At 62.7% G+C, this 19,257-nt stretch carries 20 protein-coding genes; 9 read left to right on the top strand and 11 right to left on the bottom strand.

Features of this window, described 5'->3' with window-relative positions; translation table 11 throughout:
* Window position 1: 1 nt before the first annotated feature.
* The 3 genes from J2X53_RS14250 to J2X53_RS14240 all read right to left on the bottom strand — a co-directional run bounded on the left by J2X53_RS14250 (window position 2) and on the right by J2X53_RS14240 (window position 3,288).
* On the bottom strand, window positions 2-1,153 hold the full coding sequence (locus tag J2X53_RS14250; RefSeq protein WP_349038153.1) for a glycosyltransferase: 1,152 nt from the start codon (window positions 1,151-1,153) through the stop codon (window positions 2-4).
* 137 nt (window positions 1,154-1,290) lie between these two features.
* The gene (groL, locus tag J2X53_RS14245) at window positions 1,291-2,934 is read right to left on the bottom strand and encodes a chaperonin GroEL (protein ID WP_349038152.1); all 1,644 of its coding nucleotides are present in this window, start codon (window positions 2,932-2,934) and stop codon (window positions 1,291-1,293) included.
* A gap of 66 nt (window positions 2,935-3,000) precedes the next feature.
* Window positions 3,001-3,288 carry a co-chaperone GroES gene (locus J2X53_RS14240; protein ID WP_118149858.1) on the bottom strand — a complete coding sequence of 96 codons (288 nt, stop codon included), beginning with the start codon at window positions 3,286-3,288 and terminating at the stop codon, window positions 3,001-3,003.
* A gap of 185 nt (window positions 3,289-3,473) precedes the next feature.
* Between J2X53_RS14240 and J2X53_RS14235 the strand changes: the two genes are divergently transcribed.
* The 7 genes from J2X53_RS14235 to J2X53_RS14205 all read left to right on the top strand — a co-directional run bounded on the left by J2X53_RS14235 (window position 3,474) and on the right by J2X53_RS14205 (window position 9,636).
* The gene (locus J2X53_RS14235; RefSeq protein WP_349038151.1) at window positions 3,474-4,472 is read left to right on the top strand and encodes a TraB/GumN family protein; all 999 of its coding nucleotides are present in this window, start codon (window positions 3,474-3,476) and stop codon (window positions 4,470-4,472) included.
* Window positions 4,473-4,722: 250 nt separating this feature from the next.
* The gene (locus J2X53_RS14230) at window positions 4,723-5,643 is read left to right on the top strand and encodes a manganese-dependent inorganic pyrophosphatase (RefSeq protein WP_349038150.1); all 921 of its coding nucleotides are present in this window, start codon (window positions 4,723-4,725) and stop codon (window positions 5,641-5,643) included.
* 113 nt (window positions 5,644-5,756) lie between these two features.
* Window positions 5,757-6,632, top strand: coding sequence for a TIGR01459 family HAD-type hydrolase (locus J2X53_RS14225; RefSeq protein WP_349038149.1), 876 nt, complete (start codon window positions 5,757-5,759; stop codon window positions 6,630-6,632).
* A gap of 126 nt (window positions 6,633-6,758) precedes the next feature.
* Window positions 6,759-7,202, top strand: coding sequence for a MaoC family dehydratase (locus J2X53_RS14220; protein WP_349038148.1), 444 nt, complete (start codon window positions 6,759-6,761; stop codon window positions 7,200-7,202).
* A 28-nt stretch (window positions 7,203-7,230) separates the two neighbouring features.
* Window positions 7,231-8,154, top strand: coding sequence for a bifunctional riboflavin kinase/FAD synthetase (locus J2X53_RS14215; RefSeq protein WP_349038147.1), 924 nt, complete (start codon window positions 7,231-7,233; stop codon window positions 8,152-8,154).
* Window positions 8,155-8,158: 4 nt separating this feature from the next.
* Window positions 8,159-8,620: a YcgN family cysteine cluster protein gene (locus J2X53_RS14210; RefSeq protein ID WP_349038146.1), complete on the top strand. Its 462-nt coding sequence runs from the start codon at window positions 8,159-8,161 to the stop codon at window positions 8,618-8,620.
* Entirely contained in the window at window positions 8,620-9,636 is a 1,017-nt protein-coding gene (locus tag J2X53_RS14205) for a beta-eliminating lyase-related protein (RefSeq protein ID WP_349038145.1), read from the top strand. Before J2X53_RS14210 ends, J2X53_RS14205 begins: the two co-directional genes overlap by 1 nt.
* A gap of 4 nt (window positions 9,637-9,640) precedes the next feature.
* Here the strand turns inward: J2X53_RS14205 and J2X53_RS14200 are convergent, their stop codons facing one another.
* Window positions 9,641-10,234: a 2-hydroxychromene-2-carboxylate isomerase gene (locus J2X53_RS14200; RefSeq protein ID WP_349038144.1), complete on the bottom strand. Its 594-nt coding sequence runs from the start codon at window positions 10,232-10,234 to the stop codon at window positions 9,641-9,643.
* Window positions 10,235-10,326: 92 nt separating this feature from the next.
* Between J2X53_RS14200 and J2X53_RS14195 the strand changes: the two genes are divergently transcribed.
* Both J2X53_RS14195 and J2X53_RS14190 read left to right on the top strand, forming a co-directional pair.
* Entirely contained in the window at window positions 10,327-11,346 is a 1,020-nt protein-coding gene (locus J2X53_RS14195) for a ribose-phosphate pyrophosphokinase (RefSeq protein ID WP_349038143.1), read from the top strand.
* 148 nt (window positions 11,347-11,494) lie between these two features.
* The gene (locus J2X53_RS14190) at window positions 11,495-12,844 is read left to right on the top strand and encodes a methyl-accepting chemotaxis protein (RefSeq protein WP_349038142.1); all 1,350 of its coding nucleotides are present in this window, start codon (window positions 11,495-11,497) and stop codon (window positions 12,842-12,844) included.
* A 9-nt stretch (window positions 12,845-12,853) separates the two neighbouring features.
* Here the strand turns inward: J2X53_RS14190 and J2X53_RS14185 are convergent, their stop codons facing one another.
* From J2X53_RS14185 to J2X53_RS14155, 7 genes are all read right to left on the bottom strand, one after another.
* Entirely contained in the window at window positions 12,854-13,204 is a 351-nt protein-coding gene (locus J2X53_RS14185; protein WP_349038141.1) for an H-type lectin domain-containing protein, read from the bottom strand.
* A 119-nt stretch (window positions 13,205-13,323) separates the two neighbouring features.
* Complete coding sequence (locus J2X53_RS14180) at window positions 13,324-13,710, bottom strand: F0F1 ATP synthase subunit epsilon (RefSeq protein ID WP_349038140.1); 387 nt, start codon at window positions 13,708-13,710, stop codon at window positions 13,324-13,326.
* Window positions 13,711-13,720: 10 nt separating this feature from the next.
* The gene (gene atpD, locus J2X53_RS14175) at window positions 13,721-15,163 is read right to left on the bottom strand and encodes a F0F1 ATP synthase subunit beta (protein WP_349038139.1); all 1,443 of its coding nucleotides are present in this window, start codon (window positions 15,161-15,163) and stop codon (window positions 13,721-13,723) included.
* A gap of 17 nt (window positions 15,164-15,180) precedes the next feature.
* Window positions 15,181-16,047 (bottom strand): F0F1 ATP synthase subunit gamma, encoded by an 867-nt coding sequence (locus tag J2X53_RS14170; RefSeq protein ID WP_349038138.1) that lies wholly within the window; start codon window positions 16,045-16,047, stop codon window positions 15,181-15,183.
* A 20-nt stretch (window positions 16,048-16,067) separates the two neighbouring features.
* Window positions 16,068-17,606 (bottom strand): F0F1 ATP synthase subunit alpha, encoded by a 1,539-nt coding sequence (gene atpA / locus J2X53_RS14165; protein WP_349038137.1) that lies wholly within the window; start codon window positions 17,604-17,606, stop codon window positions 16,068-16,070.
* The gene (locus J2X53_RS14160) at window positions 17,606-18,166 is read right to left on the bottom strand and encodes a F0F1 ATP synthase subunit delta (RefSeq protein WP_349038136.1); all 561 of its coding nucleotides are present in this window, start codon (window positions 18,164-18,166) and stop codon (window positions 17,606-17,608) included. The genes atpA and J2X53_RS14160 overlap by 1 nt, the downstream gene beginning before the upstream one ends.
* A gap of 324 nt (window positions 18,167-18,490) precedes the next feature.
* Window positions 18,491-19,252, bottom strand: a complete 762-nt coding sequence (locus J2X53_RS14155; RefSeq protein WP_349038135.1) for a methyltransferase domain-containing protein — start codon at window positions 19,250-19,252, stop codon at window positions 18,491-18,493.
* Window positions 19,253-19,257: the final 5 nt, after the last annotated feature.

The raw sequence follows: 19,257 nt of genomic DNA, 5'->3' as shown, positions 1-19,257 counted from the left end.
CTCAGACCACCGTACGCTGTGGCGGCAGGCAAGCCGCGAAATGCGCCATGCGCGCGGCGAATTCCGATTCGAAATCATGGGCTTGCGCAAAGGAAAGCCCGGCCGTCGCCGCACGCACCAGCTCTGCCCGGTTGCCCGCCAACCGGATGATCCGGTCTGACAGCGCCCGCCGGTCGCCCAAGGGCACCGCCCAGCCGCCGCCGGTTTCGGTTGCCATCCGGCCCCACATCTCATTGGCATAGCCCAAGACCGGCACCCCGCAGCCCAGACTTTCCAGATAGCTGCACGACGGGTCCGCCTGCCGGTGACAGCTGAGGAAAAGATCGGCGTGGCGGCGCATCCACGGCACCAGAGCGGTCTCGAAATCCACCGGCGCATGCAGGCGCAACCGCCCGCCCAATGCGTCAGCCCCGGCCCGCACCTCCGCCTCCAGCGCGCCGGTGCCAAACACGTCCAGCGTGAACTCCACGCCCGCCGCCACCAGCGCTCGGGCGACCGGCACCAGATCCTGCGCGCCCTTCATCGGCTCCAGCCGCCCCGAATGCACCAGCCGCAGTGGCCCCTGATGCGCCGCCCTGGCCGCCATATCCTGCGCCGAGGCCATCATCGTGCGGCGCATCCGGCCATCGAGATACAACAGGGTGCGCGGGTTCAGACCCGCATAGGCGTCAAACGCCGGATAGCCATTGCACTGCACCCCCGCCGCGCGCCGGAACGCCGCCCGCCGCCGCCGTTCAACCGCCAGATTCCACAGCGCCGACCAGCCCTTGCGCGCCATCCCCCGGCCCCGGTCCAGCGCCACAATGCGCAACCGGGTGCCAATGGTATACTCCACCACAAACACCACCGGCACCGGCCCCCAGGCCAGCACCAGCGCCTGCGCCATATCGGCAGGCACCGCGATCAGATCGGCCCCAAGCGCAGGCAAAGCCGCCCCCGCAGGCAGCACCGTCAGCGCAAAGCCCAACTCATCCGGTGCATACTCCGCCCCGAACGGCACCGCACTTGCCCCCTCCCAGACCACAGCCGAAACCGGCCCCTCCCACAGCGCGCAATGGGCACGCATCCCTTCGACATATTTCACATCCAGCCGCAGCCGCCCGTCAGGCAGACGGATCACAGGCGCGGGCGCAAGCATCAGCAAATGCGGCATGAAACCTCCGGCAGTTGCGCTTTCATCGCCCGGCAATCCGGCCATATCAAGGCTGCAAACGGAAAAGGGGCGGCCCTTTCGGACCGCCGCCCTGTTTCCTGACGGAAACGACTGGTCAGATAATGCAAGCCAAAGGCTTACATCATGCCGTCCATGCCGCCCATTCCGCCCATGCCGCCGCCGCCGCCAGCCGATTCCTTGGCTGGTTTGTCAGCGATCATGGCTTCGGTGGTGATCAGCAGCGAGGCGACCGAAGCTGCATCTTCCAGCGCGGTACGGGTCACTTTGGCCGGGTCGATCACACCGAAAGCGAACATGTCGCCATATTCTTCGGTCTGAGCGTTGAAGCCAAAGGTCACGTCGTTCGACTCACGCACCTTGCCAGCCACCACAGCGCCATCGACGCCAGCGTTTTCAGCGATCTGGCGCAGCGGAGCTTCCAGCGCGCGGCGCACGATGGCGATACCGGCGTTCTGGTCAGAGTTCGCGCCGGTCAGGCCTTCGAGAACCTTGCCAGCCTGAACCAGAGCCACACCACCGCCAACAACGATGCCTTCTTGCACGGCAGCGCGGGTTGCGTTCAGGGCGTCATCAACGCGGTCTTTACGCTCTTTGACTTCGACTTCGGTCATGCCGCCAACCTTGATCACAGCAACACCGCCAGCCAGTTTGGCCACGCGCTCTTGCAGTTTCTCACGGTCGTAATCCGACGTGGTTTCTTCGATCTGGGCACGGATCTGGGCCACGCGGGCTTCGATCTCGGCTTTGTCGCCAGCACCATCAACGATGGTGGTGTTGTCTTTGTTGATCGTGACTTTCTTGGCACGGCCCAGCATGTCGATGCCGACATTTTCCAGCTTCATGCCCAGATCATCGCTGATCACCTGACCACCGGTCAGAATGGCGATGTCCTGCAGCATCGCCTTGCGGCGATCGCCAAAGCCCGGGGCCTTGACAGCAGCGATTTTCAGACCGCCGCGCAGCTTGTTGACGACCAGCGTGGCCAGAGCCTCGCCTTCAACGTCTTCAGCGATGATGATCAGCGGGCGCTGCGACTGGATCACGGCTTCCAGCAAAGGCACCATCGGCTGCAGCGACGAGAGTTTTTTCTCGTGCAGCAGGATATAGGCGTCTTCCAGATCGGCGATCATCTTGTCAGCGTTGGTGACAAAATAAGGCGACAGGTAGCCACGGTCGAACTGCATGCCTTCGACAACGGTGGTTTCCGTTTCCAGGCCTTTGTTCTCTTCGACGGTGATCACACCCTCGTTGCCGACTTTCTGCATCGCGTCAGCGATCTGACGACCGATTTCCGCTTCGCCGTTGGCCGAGATGGTGCCGACCTGAGCGACTTCAGCGCTGTCCTTGACAGGGCGCGAAGCAGCCTTGATCGCAGCCACAACCTTGACAACAGCCAGATCGATGCCGCGCTTCAGATCCATCGGGTTCATGCCGGCAGCAACAGCTTTCAGGCCGTCCTTGATGATGGCCTGTGCCAGAACGGTGGCGGTGGTGGTGCCGTCGCCGGCTTCGTCATTGGTGCGGGAAGCGACTTCCTTCACCATCTGAGCGCCCATGTTCTCGAACTTGTCGGACAGTTCGATTTCCTTGGCGACCGTCACACCGTCTTTGGTGATCCGGGGCGAGCCGAAGGACTTGTCGATCACCACGTTGCGGCCTTTGGGGCCCAGCGTGACTTTCACAGCGTCAGCCAGAATGTTCACACCGCGCAGCATGCGGTCGCGGGCATCGGTATCAAAACGTACGTCTTTAGCACCCATAGTGCAGACTCCTCGTCTAAGATGTTGAAATCAAAAGCGCCGGGCACATTCTGCGCCCGAAAACCCTCAGGCGATGATGCCGAGGATGTCGCTTTCTTTCATGATCAGCAGTTCTTCGCCTTCCAGCGTCACTTCAGTGCCCGACCATTTGCCGAACAGGATGCGGTCGCCGGCCTTGACGGACGGAGCAATCAGCTCGCCCGAATCCTTGCGCGCGCCTTCACCAACCGAGACGATTTCGCCTTCAGCGGGTTTTTCCTTGGCGGTATCGGGAATGATCAGGCCGCCCTTGGTTTTGTCTTCGCCTTGAATACGGCGGACGAGCACACGGTCATGCAGCGGTTTGAAAGCCATCTGGCAAACTCCCTAAGGTTCCAGGTTGAATCTTTTAGCACTCACTGTCGGCGAGTGCTAACGACGTTTATCTAGTCGCAAGCCCCGCCTCTGTCAACCGGGGGCGGCCCGCCGGTTCCCTGCATTTTTACTTGGCTTCCCCGGCCATGCCTGCCACCTTCTGCGCGCAATCAAAGGGATGATGTATGCGTAACTTTCTGAGCTTGCTGTGTCTTCTGGCCATTCCTCTGGGGGTGTCCGCACCGGCGCAAGCCGCCTGTCAGGGTGTTAACCTGTTTTCACAAATGGCACCGGCAGAGCGCACCCGGCTGGAGCAGACCGCTGCCACCCATCCGTTTCATCAGGGCAATCTGTGGCGCGCGACCAAAGACGGGCAGCAGATCACGCTGGTCGGCACCTATCATCTGGCAGACCCGCGCCACGATCAGATTCTGGCCCAGGTCCAGCCGCATCTCGACACCGCCACCACGGTGCTGGTGGAAGCCGGCCCCGAAGAAGAGGCCGCGCTGCTGGCCGCGGTTGCCAAAGACCCCACGCTGTTCGTGATGCCCGACACCACCCTGCCCACGCTGATGGCGCCGGAAGATTGGGAAACCCTGTCCGACGCCATGGCGCGCCGGGGCATTCCCGGCTTCATGGCCGCCAAGTTTCAGCCGTGGTATCTGACCGTCCTGCTGGCCGTCCCGCCCTGCATGATGGCAGAGGTTCAGGCGCAGCCCAAAACCGGGCTGGATCACCTGATCATGCAAGAGGCCCGCGCACGCGACATTCCGGTGCAGGGGCTGGAGCCCTATGATACCGTTTTCGCTCTGTTCGACAGCTTTTCGCGCGACGATCAGATTTCGATGCTGCGCGCCTCTCTCGCCATCGAGGGACAGGCCGAAGATTACATGACCACGCTCGCTGACAGCTATTTCGCAGGCGAATCGCGGCTGATCTGGGAGCTGATGCGCGATCTGTCGTTGCAGACGCCCGGCTATACGCCCGAACAGCTGGAGTCCGATCTGGCAAAGATGGAACAGGCCATGCTGATCACCCGCAACCAGAGCTGGATTCCGGTGCTGGAGACCGCCGCGGCCAAAGGCCTCGTGCTCGCCGCCTTCGGTGCCCTGCATCTGCCGGGCGAACACGGCATCCCCTTTCTGCTGCAACAACGGGGCTGGACACTGACCCCGCTCGAATAGGCGAAAGGCGGGGGTCTCCCCGCCTTTCGGGCCGCACAAGGCCGTAAACGGCACAGCGGCCAGACAGGCGACCAAACGCGACCCAGATGTAGGGCGGGGGTCTCCCCGCCATTCCCCGGCAATGGCGGGGAGACCCCCGCCCTCCCCAGGCCTCATCGTTCCCCATCACCACGCGCACCGTCCCCCACGTGACAACTCCGGCTCGGCCCCGTATAAGCCGCGTCAAACCCCATGCCCCATAGGTGCCCACATGACCACGCTCGTATTCGGCCACAAATCCCCCGACACCGATTCCACCGGCTCGCCCATCATCTGGGCGTGGTATCTGTCCACGGTGCAGAACACCCCGGCCAAACCGGTTCTGCTGGGCGAACCCAATACCGAAGCGGCGTTCGTGCTGACGCATTGGAACCTGACAAAGCCGGACATCATCACGGACGTGACTGCCGACGACGCCGTGGTGATCGTTGACACCAACAACCCGGCCGAACTGCCGCCCTCGATCAACGAGGCGAAAATCGAAGGTATCATCGACCATCACATGCTGGTCGGCGGGCTGAAGACCAAAGGCCCGATCGACATCACCATCCGCCCGCTCGCCTGCACCGCCACGATTATGCACGACCTGATGGGCGACGCACTGGCGCAGGCCCCGCGTGAGATCAAGGGCGCGATGCTGTCGTGCATCCTGTCCGACACGCTGGAGTTCCGCTCGCCCACCACCACCGCGCATGACCGCGCCGTGGCCGAAAAGCTGGCCGCCGATCTGGGTGTTTCGATCAGCAAACTGGCCACCGCGATGTTCGAGGCCAAGTCCGATGTCTCGGCCTTCACCGATGCCGAACTGCTGCGGATGGATTCGAAAGAGTACACCGTCGCGGGCAAGGACCTGCGGGTTTCGGTTCTGGAAACCACCGCGCCGAAAATCGTGCTCGACCGCAAGGCCAGCCTGATGGCCTCGATGGACGCCGTCGCCCGCGAAGACGGCGCCGATCAGGTGCTGTTGTTCGTGGTCGATATCCTGCGCGAAGAGGCCACGCTGCTGGTGCCCAACGATCTGGTCAAACAGATGGCCGAAGCCTCCTTCGGCTGCACCGTCACCGGCGACACCGTGGTGCTGCCCGGCGTGATGAGCCGCAAAAAGCAGATCATCCCGGCCCTGAAACTCTGAGAAAAACGGCTGGCAAGCGCCGCGCACCCACAGCCCGACGCTTGCCATACCTTTGCCATACCTGAACCAGACCCAGATCAGACCTGCTGGTCTGCCGGAAAGGCCCCCGTCGCATGACCCAAATCATCCGCTCGCTCAACGATCTGTCAGACCGCTACGACGCCCTGTTCTGCGACCTCTGGGGCTGCCTGCACAATGGCGTCACCCCGTTCCCTGCCGCTGTCGCCGCCCTGCAAGCCTTCCGCGCCGGCGGCGGCAAGGTCATTCTGGTGACCAACGCACCGCGCCCAAAATCCAGCATTATCAAGCAATTGGATGCCATGGGCCTGCCCCGCGACACCTGGGATGACATCGCCTCATCGGGCGACGCGACCCAGGCCGCCATGCTGTCAGGTGCCGCAGGGCCTCGCGTTTACCACATCGGCGCGCCCAAGGATGAACCCTTCTTTACCGATTTCGAAGATGATCTGGCCGAACTGGCCGCCAACACCACCATCACCCGAGTGCCTCTCGATCAGGCCACCGGCATTATCTGCACCGGCCTTGCCGACGACCTGACCGAGACGCCTGACGATTATCGGGGCAAGCTATTGATGGCAAAGGCAAAAGGCTTGAAAATGCTCTGCGCCAACCCCGACATCATCGTCGATATGGGCGAAAAGCGGCTGTATTGCGCGGGGGCTCTGGCGCAACTGTATGAGCAGATGGGCGGCGAGGCGCTGTATTACGGCAAACCCCACCCGCCCATCTATGATCTGGCCCGCAAACGGCTGGGACTGGACGAGGCGCGCATCCTGTGTGTCGGCGACGGGATCTTCACCGATGTGCAGGGTGGCATCGGCGAAGGGCTGGACACGCTGTTCGTCACCGGCGGCCTGGCCGCGCAGGAGTTCGGGCCGGATATTCATAACCCGGACAATGACTTACTGCTGAACTGGCTGGCGGGCCACCAGCTTTCAGCCACCTATGCCATCGGCTATCTGCGCTGACCCGCGATCCTCTGGATAACATACTTGCGACTTTAGGCGCCAAAACGTAAATAACTTGCGCATCGGAATTGCGCTGCGCTGCGGCATTTGTTAAGGTCGCACCAGCACAATAACGGGAATCGCAAGATGCTGGACAATATGCCCCGCGGCACCATCTGCATCGAAGACCTTGAAATCGGCATGACGCGCGGCCTGTCAAAGCTGATCACCGACCGCGACATCGAACTGTTTGCCGAGGTGTCGACCGACCGCAACCCGGTACATCTTGATGATGCCTATGCGCAGGATACCATATTTGCCGGTCGCATCGCCCATGGCATGCTGACCGCCGGGCTGATCTCTGCCGTCATCGGCGAACAGCTGCCCGGTCATGGCACGGTCTATCTGGGCCAGTCCCTGCGCTTCATGGCGCCGGTCCGCCCCGGTGACCGGGTAGATACAGTGGTCACAGTGACGGCAATCGACCACGCAAAACGCCGGGTAACCCTTGAAACCCATTGCTCTGTGGGTAAAACGGTGGTGCTAAAGGGCGAGGCGCTGGTACTGGCGCCAAGCCGCAAGTTCGACTGACGGGGCATCTGCCCCAGACCGGGGTAGAATGCAGATCCACCGATCCTGGCAGGGGCTCGCCCCATCCGCCCGTGGCGCATCCTGTGCCATGGGCAACTTCGATGGCGTGCATCTGGGCCATCAGGCGGTCATTGATCTGGCCCGTGGCCTTGCCCCCCTGGGGATCATCACCTTCGAGCCGCACCCGCGCGAGGTCTTTGCCCCCGACGCCCCCCCGTTTCGCCTGATGAATGCCGAGGCCCGGCTGAACCGTCTGGCCAAGCTGGGGGTGCAGCATCTGTACGAGCTGCCGTTTGACAAAAGCCTCGCCTCATTGTCACCCGAAGACTTTGCCCGCGACGTGCTGGCCGATGGTCTGGGGATAAACCATGTCGTCGTCGGCGCGGATTTCTGCTTTGGCAAGGGGCGGGCCGGCAAGGCGGCTGACCTGCAAAGCCTTGGCAACGCTCATGGTTTCAAGACCACCATCGCCGATCTGATCACCGCCGCCGACCTGCCGATCTCTTCCTCCGCCATCCGCACCGCCCTGACCGAGGGCCGCCCGCGTGACGCGGCGGCGATGCTGGGCCACTGGCACCGGATCGAGGGCGAGGTTGTTCACGGCGAAAAGCGCGGGCGAGAGCTGGGCTACCCCACCGCAAATATGTCTGTGGCCGGGCTGCACCTGCCAAAGCTGGGCGTGTACGCGGTCAAGGCCGATGTGCTGACCGGCCCGCACAAGGGCAGCTACAATGGCGCCGCCAGCCTTGGTGTGCGCCCGATGTTTGGTGTAAACCGGCCCAACCTTGAAACCTTTCTCTTTGATTTCAAAGGCGATCTCTACGGCGCGCATCTGTCGATCGCCTTTGTCGATTATCTGCGCCCCGAGCTGAAGTTCGACGGCCTGCCCGCTCTGATCACCCAGATGGCAGCCGATTGCGACCGCGCCCGCACCATCCTGTCCGCCCTGTAACCCTTTGCCCCAAGGCCCCCTTATGCGTCCGAAGTTCTGGGAAACCATCCCGCTCACGAAAATGACGCCTCAGGAATGGGAGGCGCTGTGTGACGGCTGCGGCAAATGCTGCCTGAACAAGATCGAGTACGAAGACACCGGCGAGGTGGAATACACCCGCGTCGCCTGCCGCCTGCTCGATGGCGAAACCTGCCGCTGCATGCAATACCCGATCCGCAAGCAGTTCGTGCCCGATTGCGTGCAGCTGTCGCCCAAGACCCTGCCAAAGATCGCCTATTGGATGCCACGCACCTGCGCCTACCGCCTTCTGCATGAAGGCAAGAACCTGCCCGAGTGGCACCCGCTGATCACCGGCGACCCCGAAAGCACGCACACCGCCGGGGCCTCGGTGCGGGGTTGGACGATCCCGGAGTTCGAGGTGTCGGAAGACGACTGGGAAGATTACACCATCGAGGAAACCCCCTGATGTTCTTTGCCTCGGATAACGGCGCGCCGGTGCATCCGACGGTGATGGCCGCAATGCAAAGTGCCAATGCGGGCTATGCGCTGTCTTACGGCAATGACGCCGCCTCGGTGGCCCTGCGCGACCGGATCCGCACGGTGTTTGAGGCACCACAGGCCGAGGTGCTGCTGCTGACCACCGGCACCGCGGCCAATGCGCTGGCGCTGTCGCTGCTGACCGCGCCTTGGGCCACCACCTTCTGCCACCGCCACGCCCATATCGCCGAAGATGAATGCGGCGCGCCGGAGTTCTTTTCAGGCGGCGCAAAGCTGACCCTGATCGACGGGCCGAATGGCAAGATCACACCGGACGGCTTGGCGCAGGCTATCGTCCAAACCGGCGGCTCGGTCCATGTGGCGCAACGCGGTGCGCTCAGCCTGACCAACGTGACCGAAGCCGGCACGCTCTACACCCCGGCCGAGCTGTCGGCGCTGACATCGGTGGCGCAGGCGCATGGCCTGCCCGTGCATCTGGATGGCGCGCGTTTCGCCAATGCGCTGGCCGCCACCGGGGCCACCCCGGCAGAGCTGTCGTGGCGCGCGGGCGTCGATGTGCTGGTGCTGGGCGGCACCAAGAACGGGCTGCTGGGGGCTGAGGCGGTGGTGCTGTTCGACCCCGCCAAAGCGTGGGAAGGCGAATTGCGCCGCAAGCGCGCGGGTCATCTGAATTCAAAGCTGCGCTTTGTCGCCGCGCAGTTCGACGCGTGGTTTGACGGTGACCTGTGGCTCACCCTCGCCCGCCATACCAATGCCATGGCCGCCCGGCTGGCCACCGGACTGGCGCACCTGCCGGGGGTCGAGATCCTGCACCCCACCCCCGCCAATATGATCTTTGCCCACTTGCCCGCGGCCACGCATGCCCGCGCAAAGGCGGCCGGAGCCGTGTATTACCAGAGTGACGACACCCAGTGCCGCCTTGTCACCTCGTGGTCGACGACCGAGGCGGATGTCGATGCGCTGCTCGCCGCGTTTCGCGGCTAGACCCTCAGAGCTTGCCCGACAGGTACAGGTCCAGATCCTGCAGCCGGTCCTGCCCCCAGAACGCCTCTTCGCCGACCAGATAGAATGGCACGCCGAACACGCCGCGCGCCACCGCCTCTTCCAGATTGGCGGCAAAGGTCTCGGCCCCCACCAGCATGCCGCTGTCCGCCAGCTTCGGGTCAAACCCGTTGGCGGTCAGGATGTCCTTGACCACCGCGTCATCCGAAATGTCGCGATCTTCGGCCCAGACGGCGCGGCAAAAGGCGTGGACCAGCGGCCCCACATCGGCCCCGGTGCCGGCAGCGGCAATGATCGCATAAGACGAGGGGGCGGCGTTTGCCGGGAAGTAGGCAGGCCGCAGATTCAGCGGCATCCCGAGTTTGATCGGCAGGCGCCGCAACTCCTGCAGGCGGTAAGCGCGGCGGCTTTCGTGCCGGTCGGCCAGCACCTGCCCGCCCATGCGCGGCATCAGCGCCATCGGATTGATCGGCTTATAGCTGATCGTCGCGCCATGGCGCGCCGCAATCTCTTCCAGCCGGGTGCCTGCGAGGTAGCAATAGGGCGACATGGTCGCGAAAAAGTAGTCGATGTGTGTCATTTGACGCCCTATTCCCCTGCATCGGTTTGCAAGACCCTAGCCGGGTGATAAGCGGTGTCAACATCCCGATTCCGTGGCCCCGGAGACCCATCATGCCCGCCATCACCGAACCCAAGCTGATTTCCGGCAATGCAAACATGCCGCTTGCCAAAGCCATCGCCCGCCGTATGTCGGTGCATCGCGGCATGTCCGTGGGGTTGGTGGATGCCCGGATCGAACGGTTCAACGATCAGGAAATCTTTGTCGAGGTGTTCGAGAATGTCCGCGGCGAGGATATGTATGTCATCCAGCCGACCTCGAACCCGGCGAATGACAACCTGATGGAACTCTTGATCATGGTCGATGCGCTGCGCCGCTCGTCGGCGTCCCGCATCACCGCCGTGATCCCCTATTTCGGCTATGCGCGTCAGGATCGCCGCGCCAAGGCCCGCACCCCGATTTCGGCCAAGCTGGTGGCCAACCTGATCGAAAGCGCCGGGGTGGACCGTGTTCTGACGCTGGACCTGCACGCCGCACAGATTCAGGGGTTCTTCGACATTCCGGTGGACAACCTCTATGCCAGCCCGGTGTTTGCGCTGGATATCGAACACCACTTCAAGGGCCAGATGGAGGAGCTGATGGTCATCTCGCCCGATGTCGGCGGTGTGGCCCGGGCCCGCGAACTGGCCAAACGGATCAACGCCCCGCTCGCCATCGTCGACAAGCGCCGCGAAAAGGCCGGCGAGATTGCCGAAATGAAGGTGATCGGTGACGTTCAGGGCAAGAAATGCATCATCGTCGATGACATCTGCGACACCGCCGGCACCCTGTGCAAAGCCGCCGAAGTGCTGATGGAAAACGGCGCAACCGAGGTGCACAGCTACATCACCCACGGCGTGCTGTCTGGCCCGGCAGTGGAGCGGATCAAGAACTCGGTGATGAAATCGCTGGTTATCACCGATTCCATCGAACAAAGCGCCGCAGCGACGGCCGCCTCCAACATCCGCGTGGTCCCCACTGCCCCGATGTTTGCCCAAGCCATCCTCAACATCTGGAACGGCACCAGCGTGTCGAGCCTGTTCGAGACCGAAACCTTGGTCCCGATCTACGAAGGTATGTATCAGCGCGGTTAACCTGCCTGAAACCGGTCTCGGTCAGAGTGCAGTTGTCTGCCCTGACCGCGAGATCACGATGAAAAATGCTTTTCGTGGCGGAGACCATATCTCCCCCCCGCCCCTTGCTCCTCCTGCCCCGGGACCGGACAACCGGATCATTGATGAAATGGTGGCGGCCTCGGTGCAGCTGGGCCATGACATTGTGGACGTGGCGGGCTTTTTTGACGGCGTCGATGCGGCCGCCGCAGAACACGTCACACGCCTGACAGAAGTGCGCGACAGCGCCCGCAGCGTGTCAAAGGCATCTGCCTCCATGGTCGGGACGACCGAACGCCTGTCCACTGTCATGGGCAGTCTGATTGAGGTGCTGGCAACGTCAACCACACAGTTGCATCAGGCGATCGGGGCCAGCCAGCAGGTGTTGGGGTGGGTCAGTGGCGTGGGCGGGCCCCTTGCCCGCATTGATGACGCGATGCGGGCCACGCAGGCATCCAACACGCGTATTCTCGACATCGCACGTGAAATCAATATGCTGGCGATGAATGCAAAGATCGAGGCTGCCCGCGCGGGCGACCGCGGCCGTGGCTTTGCCGTGGTGGCCGATGCGGTCAATGCATTGTCAGCCCAGACGACCATTACCGCACGCGTGATTTCCGATACGGTGGGATCGTTGGCCGGGGAAATTGCCGCATTGCGCGCCGAGGCAGAGGTGACTGTCGGTCAGGCCGAAACCGGCTTGCGCGACCTTGCATCTGCCGGATCGGCCCTGAAAGATCTGGGAAAACAAGCCGGTGCAGGCGGGTCCGAACTGGCCGCGATGGGCACCGATGCGCAACAGATGCGGGGTGTCATGCACGGGTTCGCCCCAACATTCGTGGCGCTTTACGATGGGATCATCGAGCAGACCCAGATGATAAATGACGCGCGCAACCGCGTGTCCGGATTGATCACACTCAGCGAACGCATGGTGCAACACATGTTCGCGCTTGGTGGCGCTTCGGAAGACCGGCCGTTGATTGATGCCGTCATGCACTCTGCAACCCGGCTGAGCGAGCTGCTGGAACAGGCCGTCGACCGCGGAGAAATCAGTCAACAGATGCTGTTCTCCTCTGACTATCGCCCGATCCCCGGCAGCAATCCCGCCCAGGTTCTGGCCCCCTTCACCAGCCTGACTGACCGCCTGTTTCCGCCGGTACAAGAACAGATGCTTGCGCTTGACCCGCGGATCGTCTTTTGCGCAGCGGTGGCCCGGGACGGCTATCTGCCAACCCACAACCGGAAGTTCTCGGCCCGTCAGGGCAATGATCCGGTCTGGAATGCCGCGAATTGCCGCAATCGTCGTATCTTTGATGACCGGGTCGGTTTGGGGGCCGGAAGGTCCACCGCGCCTTTCCTGATGCAGATCTACCGCCGCGACATGGGCGGTGGCACCTTTGTGATGATGAAAGATGTTTCAGCCCCGATCACGGTCAAAGGTCGCCACTGGGGGGGCCTTCGGCTGGCCTACCGTTTTTAGGCGCCAGCCTCAGTCGATCTCCCAGTCGTCTTCATCCGGCACTTGGCCAATCGCCATCCAGTCGGCGCGTATGCGCGCGACGCGGGTGTCGCCCCAGGTTCTGAACACCAGATGAAAGCTGGTTTCGGTGACATTTTCCGCGGTCAGATCAGCGCGAGCGTTGGTCCGGTGATCGGTGTCCCACATCGAGATGCCGACATGCACCGCGGGGACCATGCGGAACGGCTCTTTGAACCGCACGATATGGCGGCTTTCGCGATCCCCCTCGCCCGTCCACATCACCCCCCCATCGGCGAAATCGGAAAACAGAACCCGCGAACCCTGAACGATTCCGATACTGCCGGGAGGAAAACGCTTCATGCGGAGACCCTTCATTGGCACTCTGGCTCTGGTGCCCTGTCATCCAAAAATCTGTACCTTGAAATGAACAGGCCCCAGCATATGCCGGGGCCTGTGCAGACTTCAACTGTTTCAGAGCATTACTGCCCGATCGCGCTGCGGGCTGCCATCATGTCGGCCACGATCTTGTCGGTGGCATCCTTGTCATCCGACCCGGCTGCCGCATCGCGGAGTTCGGCCACCAGACTGTCCATCAGGGCAGGCGTTGCCTCTTCGACCGGAACCGCGCGCTCGGCAAGAACCGAAACGCTGGTCGCGGTGATCTCGGCGAAACCGCCGGTCACGATAAAGGCCTTGGTCCCGTCAGCGGCGACCGCTTTCAGGATGCCGGGGCGCAGGGTGGTAATGGTGGGGGCATGCCCCTCCATCGCCGTCAGGTCGCCCTCAGCGCCCGGGATCTGCACCTCGGTCGCCTGAGCCGACGCAAGGCGCCGTTCCGGGCTGACGAGGTCGAACTGAACTGCCATGATCCCCTCCTTATGCCGCAGCGGCGGCGAGTTTGGCGGCTTTGGCTTTCACGTCTTCGATATCGCCGACCATGTAGAAGGCGGCTTCCGGCAGGTGGTCGTATTCACCCGCAACCACGGCCTTGAACGAGGCAATGGTTTTTTCCAGCGGAACCTGCACCCCGTCAGAGCCGGTGAACACCTTTGCCACGTCGAACGGCTGCGACAGGAAACGCTCCAGCTTACGCGCACGGGCCACGGCCAGTTTGTCGTCTTCCGACAACTCGTCCATGCCAAGGATGGCGATGATGTCCTGCAGCGACTTGTAGCGCTGAAGCACTTTCTGCACGTCGGTCGCGACCTTGTAGTGTTCGTCCCCGATGATCAGCGGGTCCAGCAGGCGCGAGGTCGAGCCCAGCGGGTCCACCGCCGGATAGATGCCTTTTTCCGAGATCGAGCGGTCCAGAACCGTCGTCGCGTCCAGGTGGGCGAACGAGGTGGCTGGCGCAGGGTCGGTCAAGTCATCGGCAGGAACATAAACGGCCTGAACGGACGTGATCGAGCCGTTTTTGGTCGAGGTGATGCGTTCCTGCATCGCGCCCATGTCGGTGGCCAGCGTTGGCTGGTAACCCACGGCAGACGGGATACGACCCAGCAGAGCCGACACTTCCGAACCGGCTTGGGTAAAGCGGAAGATGTTGTCGACAAAGAACAGCACGTCAGCGCCGGTCTCGTCGCGGAACTGTTCCGCCATGGTCAGACCCGACAGGGCGATCCGCATCCGCGCACCCGGAGGCTCGTTCATCTGGCCGTACACAAGGGCGATCTTGGATTTGGTCAGATCTTCCAGGTCGATAACGCCGGATTCGATCATCTCGTGATACAGGTCGTTGCCTTCACGGGTCCGCTCACCCACACCGGCGAACACGGACACGCCCGAGTGCACTTTTGCGATGTTGTTGATCAGTTCCATGATCAGAACGGTCTTGCCCACGCCGGCACCCCCGAACAGACCGATCTTGCCACCCTTGGTATAGGGGGCCAGCAGGTCGATCACCTTGATCCCGGTCACCAGAATCTGGCTTTCGGTGGCCTGCTCGGCAAACGTCGGGGCGGGCTGGTGGATCGACCGGGTCTCGGCCGCGTTGACCGGGCCACGCTCGTCAACCGGCTCGCCGATCACGTTCATGATGCGGCCCAGCGTTGCCGGACCGACCGGAACCTGAATCGGTTTGCCGGTGTCAGACACCGGCGCGCCACGGACCAGACCCTCGGTCGCGTCCATCGCCACGGCGCGGACGTTGCTTTCGCCAAGGTGCTGGGCCACTTCCAGAACCAGCGGCTTGCCGTTGTTGTCGGTGATCAGCGCGTTCAGAATTGCGGGAAGTTCGCCTTCGAACTGCACGTCCACGACGGCGCCGATAACTTGCGTCACCTTGCCCGCCGCGGCAGCTGCTTTCGGTGCTTTTGCCATGTCGTTTCTCCAGTTCCTCAGAGCGCTTCAGCGCCCGAAATGATTTCGATAAGCTCTTTGGTGATCGCAGCCTGACGCGAGCGGTTATAGATCGTCGTGTACTTCTTGATCATATCGCCTGCGTTGCGCGTTGCGTTGTCCATCGCGCTCATCCGTGCCCCTTGTTCGGAGGCACCGTTTTCCAGCAGAGCGGTAAAGATCTGCGTTGCGACACCACGGGGCAGCAGGTCGGCCAGAATGGCCTCTTCGCTTGGCTCATAGTCATAGAGCGCGCTGGTGGTGGCGCCTTCAAACTTGGCCGGAATGATCTGCTGCGCCGTCGGCACCTGGCTGATGACCGACTGGAACCGGTTGTAAAAGATCGTCGCGACATCAAACTCACCCGCCTCGAAACGGGTCAGCACTTCGCGCGCGATACCTTGCGCATTGGCATAGCCCACGCGCTTTACATCGCTCAGATCGACGTGGCCGATCATGTTGGCTTCCAGATCGCGGCGCAGTTGCTCGCGGCCCTTTTTGCCGACCGTCAGGATCTTGACCGTCTTGCCCTGCGCCAGCAACTCGTTCGCCTTCACGCGGGCAAGCCGCGCGATGGTCGAGTTGAAGCCGCCGCACAACCCGCGCTCTGCCGTCATGACGACAAGCAGATGCACCTGATCCTTGCCCGTCCCAGCCAAAAGCCGGGGCGCGCTTGCCGATGTACCGACCGATGCGGAAAGTCCTGCCATGACTGCGTTCATCCGCTCGGCGTAGGGCCGGGCAGCTTCGGCAGCCTCTTGGGCGCGGCGCAGTTTCGCCGCAGACACCATCTGCATCGCCTTGGTGATCTTGCGCGTGTTCTTGACGCTCGCGATCTTGTTTTTTAAGTCCTTAAGGCTGGGCATATCCCTGTCCTTTCAGACGCTTAAGCGAAGGTTTTGGCGAATTCAGCGATAGCGTCTTTCAGCTTTTGCTCATCTGCGCCTTTGATTTTCGGGTCAGCGGTGGTGATCCAGTCCAGGATATCCTTGCGCTGATTGCGCAGGAACGACAAAAGGCCCGCCTCAAAACGGCCCACATCCTTTACTGCAACCTTGTCGAGGAACCCGGCGGTGCCCGCATAGATCACGCAGACGATTTCCGCGTTGGTCAGTGGCGAGTACTGGTTCTGCTTCATCAGCTCGGTCAGGCGCGCACCACGGGCCAGCAGCTGCTGGGTCGAGGCGTCAAGGTCAGAGCCGAACTGCGCAAAGGCCGCCATCTCGCGGTACTGGGCCAGCGACAGTTTCACCGGGCCCGCAACCGTTTTCATCGAGTTGGTTTGTGCAGACGAGCCAACGCGGCTGACCGACAGACCGGTGTTCACAGCCGGGCGGATACCCTGATAGAACAATTCGGTCTCAAGGAAGATCTGGCCGTCGGTGATCGAGATCACGTTCGTCGGAATAAAGGCCGACACGTCGCCGCCCTGCGTTTCGATGATCGGCAGCGCAGTCAGCGAGCCCGAGCCGAAATCAGAGTTCAGCTTCGACGAACGCTCCAGCAGGCGGGAGTGCAGATAGAACACGTCGCCCGGATAGGCTTCACGGCCCGGCGGACGGCGCAGCAACAGCGACATCTGACGGTAGGCCACGGCTTGCTTGGACAGGTCATCATAGATGATCAGAGCGTGACGGCCGTTGTCGCGGAAGAATTCCGCCATCGCGGTTGCCGAATAGGGCGCCAGGAACTGCATCGGCGCCGGGTCGGATGCGGTAGCGGCCACCACGATGGTGTAGGCAATCGCGCCGGTCTCTTCCAGCTTCTTCACCAGCTGTGCCACGGTCGACCGTTTCTGGCCGATGGCAACATAGATGCAGTACAGTTTCTTTGACTCGTCGTCGCCAGCGGCCTCGTTATAGGACTTCTGGTTCAGGATGGTGTCGAGCGCCACAGCGGTCTTGCCGGTCTGACGGTCACCGATGATCAGCTCGCGCTGGCCACGGCCAACCGGGATCATGGCGTCAACGGCTTTCAGGCCGGTTGCCATCGGCTCATGCACCGACTGGCGCGGAATGATGCCGGGGGCCTTCACATCGGCGATCCGGCGTTCGGTCGCAGCGATCGGGCCTTTGCCGTCGATCGGGTTGCCCAGACCGTCGACAACACGGCCCAGCAGGGCGTTGCCGGCAGGCACGTCCACGATGGACTTGGTGCGCTTGACGATATCGCCTTCCTTGATGTCCTGGTCAGAGCCAAAGATCACGACGCCGACGTTGTCGACTTCAAGGTTCAGGGCCATCCCGCGGATACCGCCGGGGAATTCCACCATTTCACCAGCCTGAACATTGTCCAGACCATGCACACGGGCAATCCCGTCACCTACCGAAAGAACACGGCCCACTTCGGCCACTTCGGCATCCTGGCCAAAGTTCTTGATCTGCTCTTTCAGGATCGCAGAGATCTCAGCAGCCTGAATTCCCATCACCCAACCTCTTTCATTGCATTCTGGAGAGCTGCGAGCTTTGCCTTGACCGAGGTGTCGATCATGGTGGAGCCGAGCTTGACGACAAGACCGCCGATGAGACTTTCATCAACGGTGGTTTTCAATTTCACATCCTTGCCCACACGCGCTTTCAGCGTGGCGGCAAGGGTATTGGCCTGATCCGGCGTCAGGGCGGTGGCCGAGGTCACTTCGGCAGTCACCTCGCCCTTTTCCTCCGCGATGCGGGCGGCAAGACCGGTCAACACATAGGGCAACACAAAAAGGCGGCGCTTGGCCGCCATCAGTTGCAATGTGTTTGCGGTCAGATCCGACAGGCCCATCCTGGCTGCAATCGCAGCCATCGACCGGGCCTGATCATCGCGGGTGATCACCGGCGACGAAATCAACGTCCGGAAATCATCGCTGGTGGACAATGCGGCAGTCAGCGCGTCTGCGTCGGATTCAAGAGCCGCAATGGCCCCCGCATCCTTTGCCAGCTCGAACAGAGCGGTGGCGTAGCGCGCGGCGATGCCGGAGGAGATCGAAGCTGGTTCGGACACGTCATCCCTTCCGTTGTCTTAGGCCCGTCCCCACACGCCGGCAGGTCAGAGGCCGCCAATGGCGCATACAAGGGTATGCGTCTTGATTTTCGGCGTCTCTAGCAGAGCCTTTGCACCCCCGCAACCGTGTTGGTCGCCAGTTTGTGATCGTTCCATGCTGGTTTCCCACATGTTTGCGCTGCACCTGCACAGGTGCGACTCTTTGGCACCTTTCAGATCGGGCCGCAGAGCCAAAACCGTCGCCCCCGGCAGCCGTCTGCGCCGGGCCGTGGCGCGCAATTCCTGCCCACAATCCGCCCGCCGCGAATCCCCCACCGCACCCGATCAGTCCGACCGGCGCACCCCGGCGGGCGTCGGAACCGGCTGGCCCACCCCCTCCAGCACCCGGAGCGGGCGGCGCACGGCCGCGGCCAGCCCGCCGCGCGTCGGGGCATAGACCTGCTTTGTCGCCTCGACCATCAGCACCCCGCCCACCAGCCACGGCACGCGCTTGCCGATCCGCTCCCAGAATTCGGCGGTGCGCAGCCAGAACCGCCCGGCCGAGGGCGGCGCAAACAGCGCCGCTGCCGCCCGGTCCGGGGTAAAGCCATGCCGTTTGAGCTGCGCCTCCAGCTGGCTGACACTATAGGGCCGGCCAAAGCCGAATGGCGTGCCATCGCGCCGCGCCCACAGGCCCGAGCGGTTGGGCACGATGAACAGCGCCCGCCCCCCCGGCCCCAGCACCCGGTGCGCCTCTTCCAGAACGGCGGACGGCTGCTCTGATGTCTCCAGCCCGTGCATCAGCACCAGCCGGTCGACCAGCCCGGTCGGCAGCGGCCAGGCGGTTTCTTCGCACAGCACCGACACGTTCAGCATCCCGGCAGGCCAAGGCATCACACCTTGCGGCCCCGGCATCAGCCCGATCACCCGGCGCGATTTCGGCAGATAGGGCCGCAACAGCGGCACCGCAAAGCCGAAGCCCGCCACCGTCTGCCCCACCGCAGGCGGCCAGAATTGCACCACCTGATCCCGGATCGCCCGCTGCGCCACGCGCCCCAGCTGGGTGCGATAATAAAAGTTACGCAGATCGAGTACATCAAGATGCATTGCGG

The organism is Pseudotabrizicola sp. 4114, from assembly GCF_031457365.1.
GTDB lineage: Bacteria > Pseudomonadota > Alphaproteobacteria > Rhodobacterales > Rhodobacteraceae > Pseudotabrizicola.
Note: the sequence above shows the minus strand (reverse complement) of the source record. Positions and strands in the feature narration are given on the sequence as shown.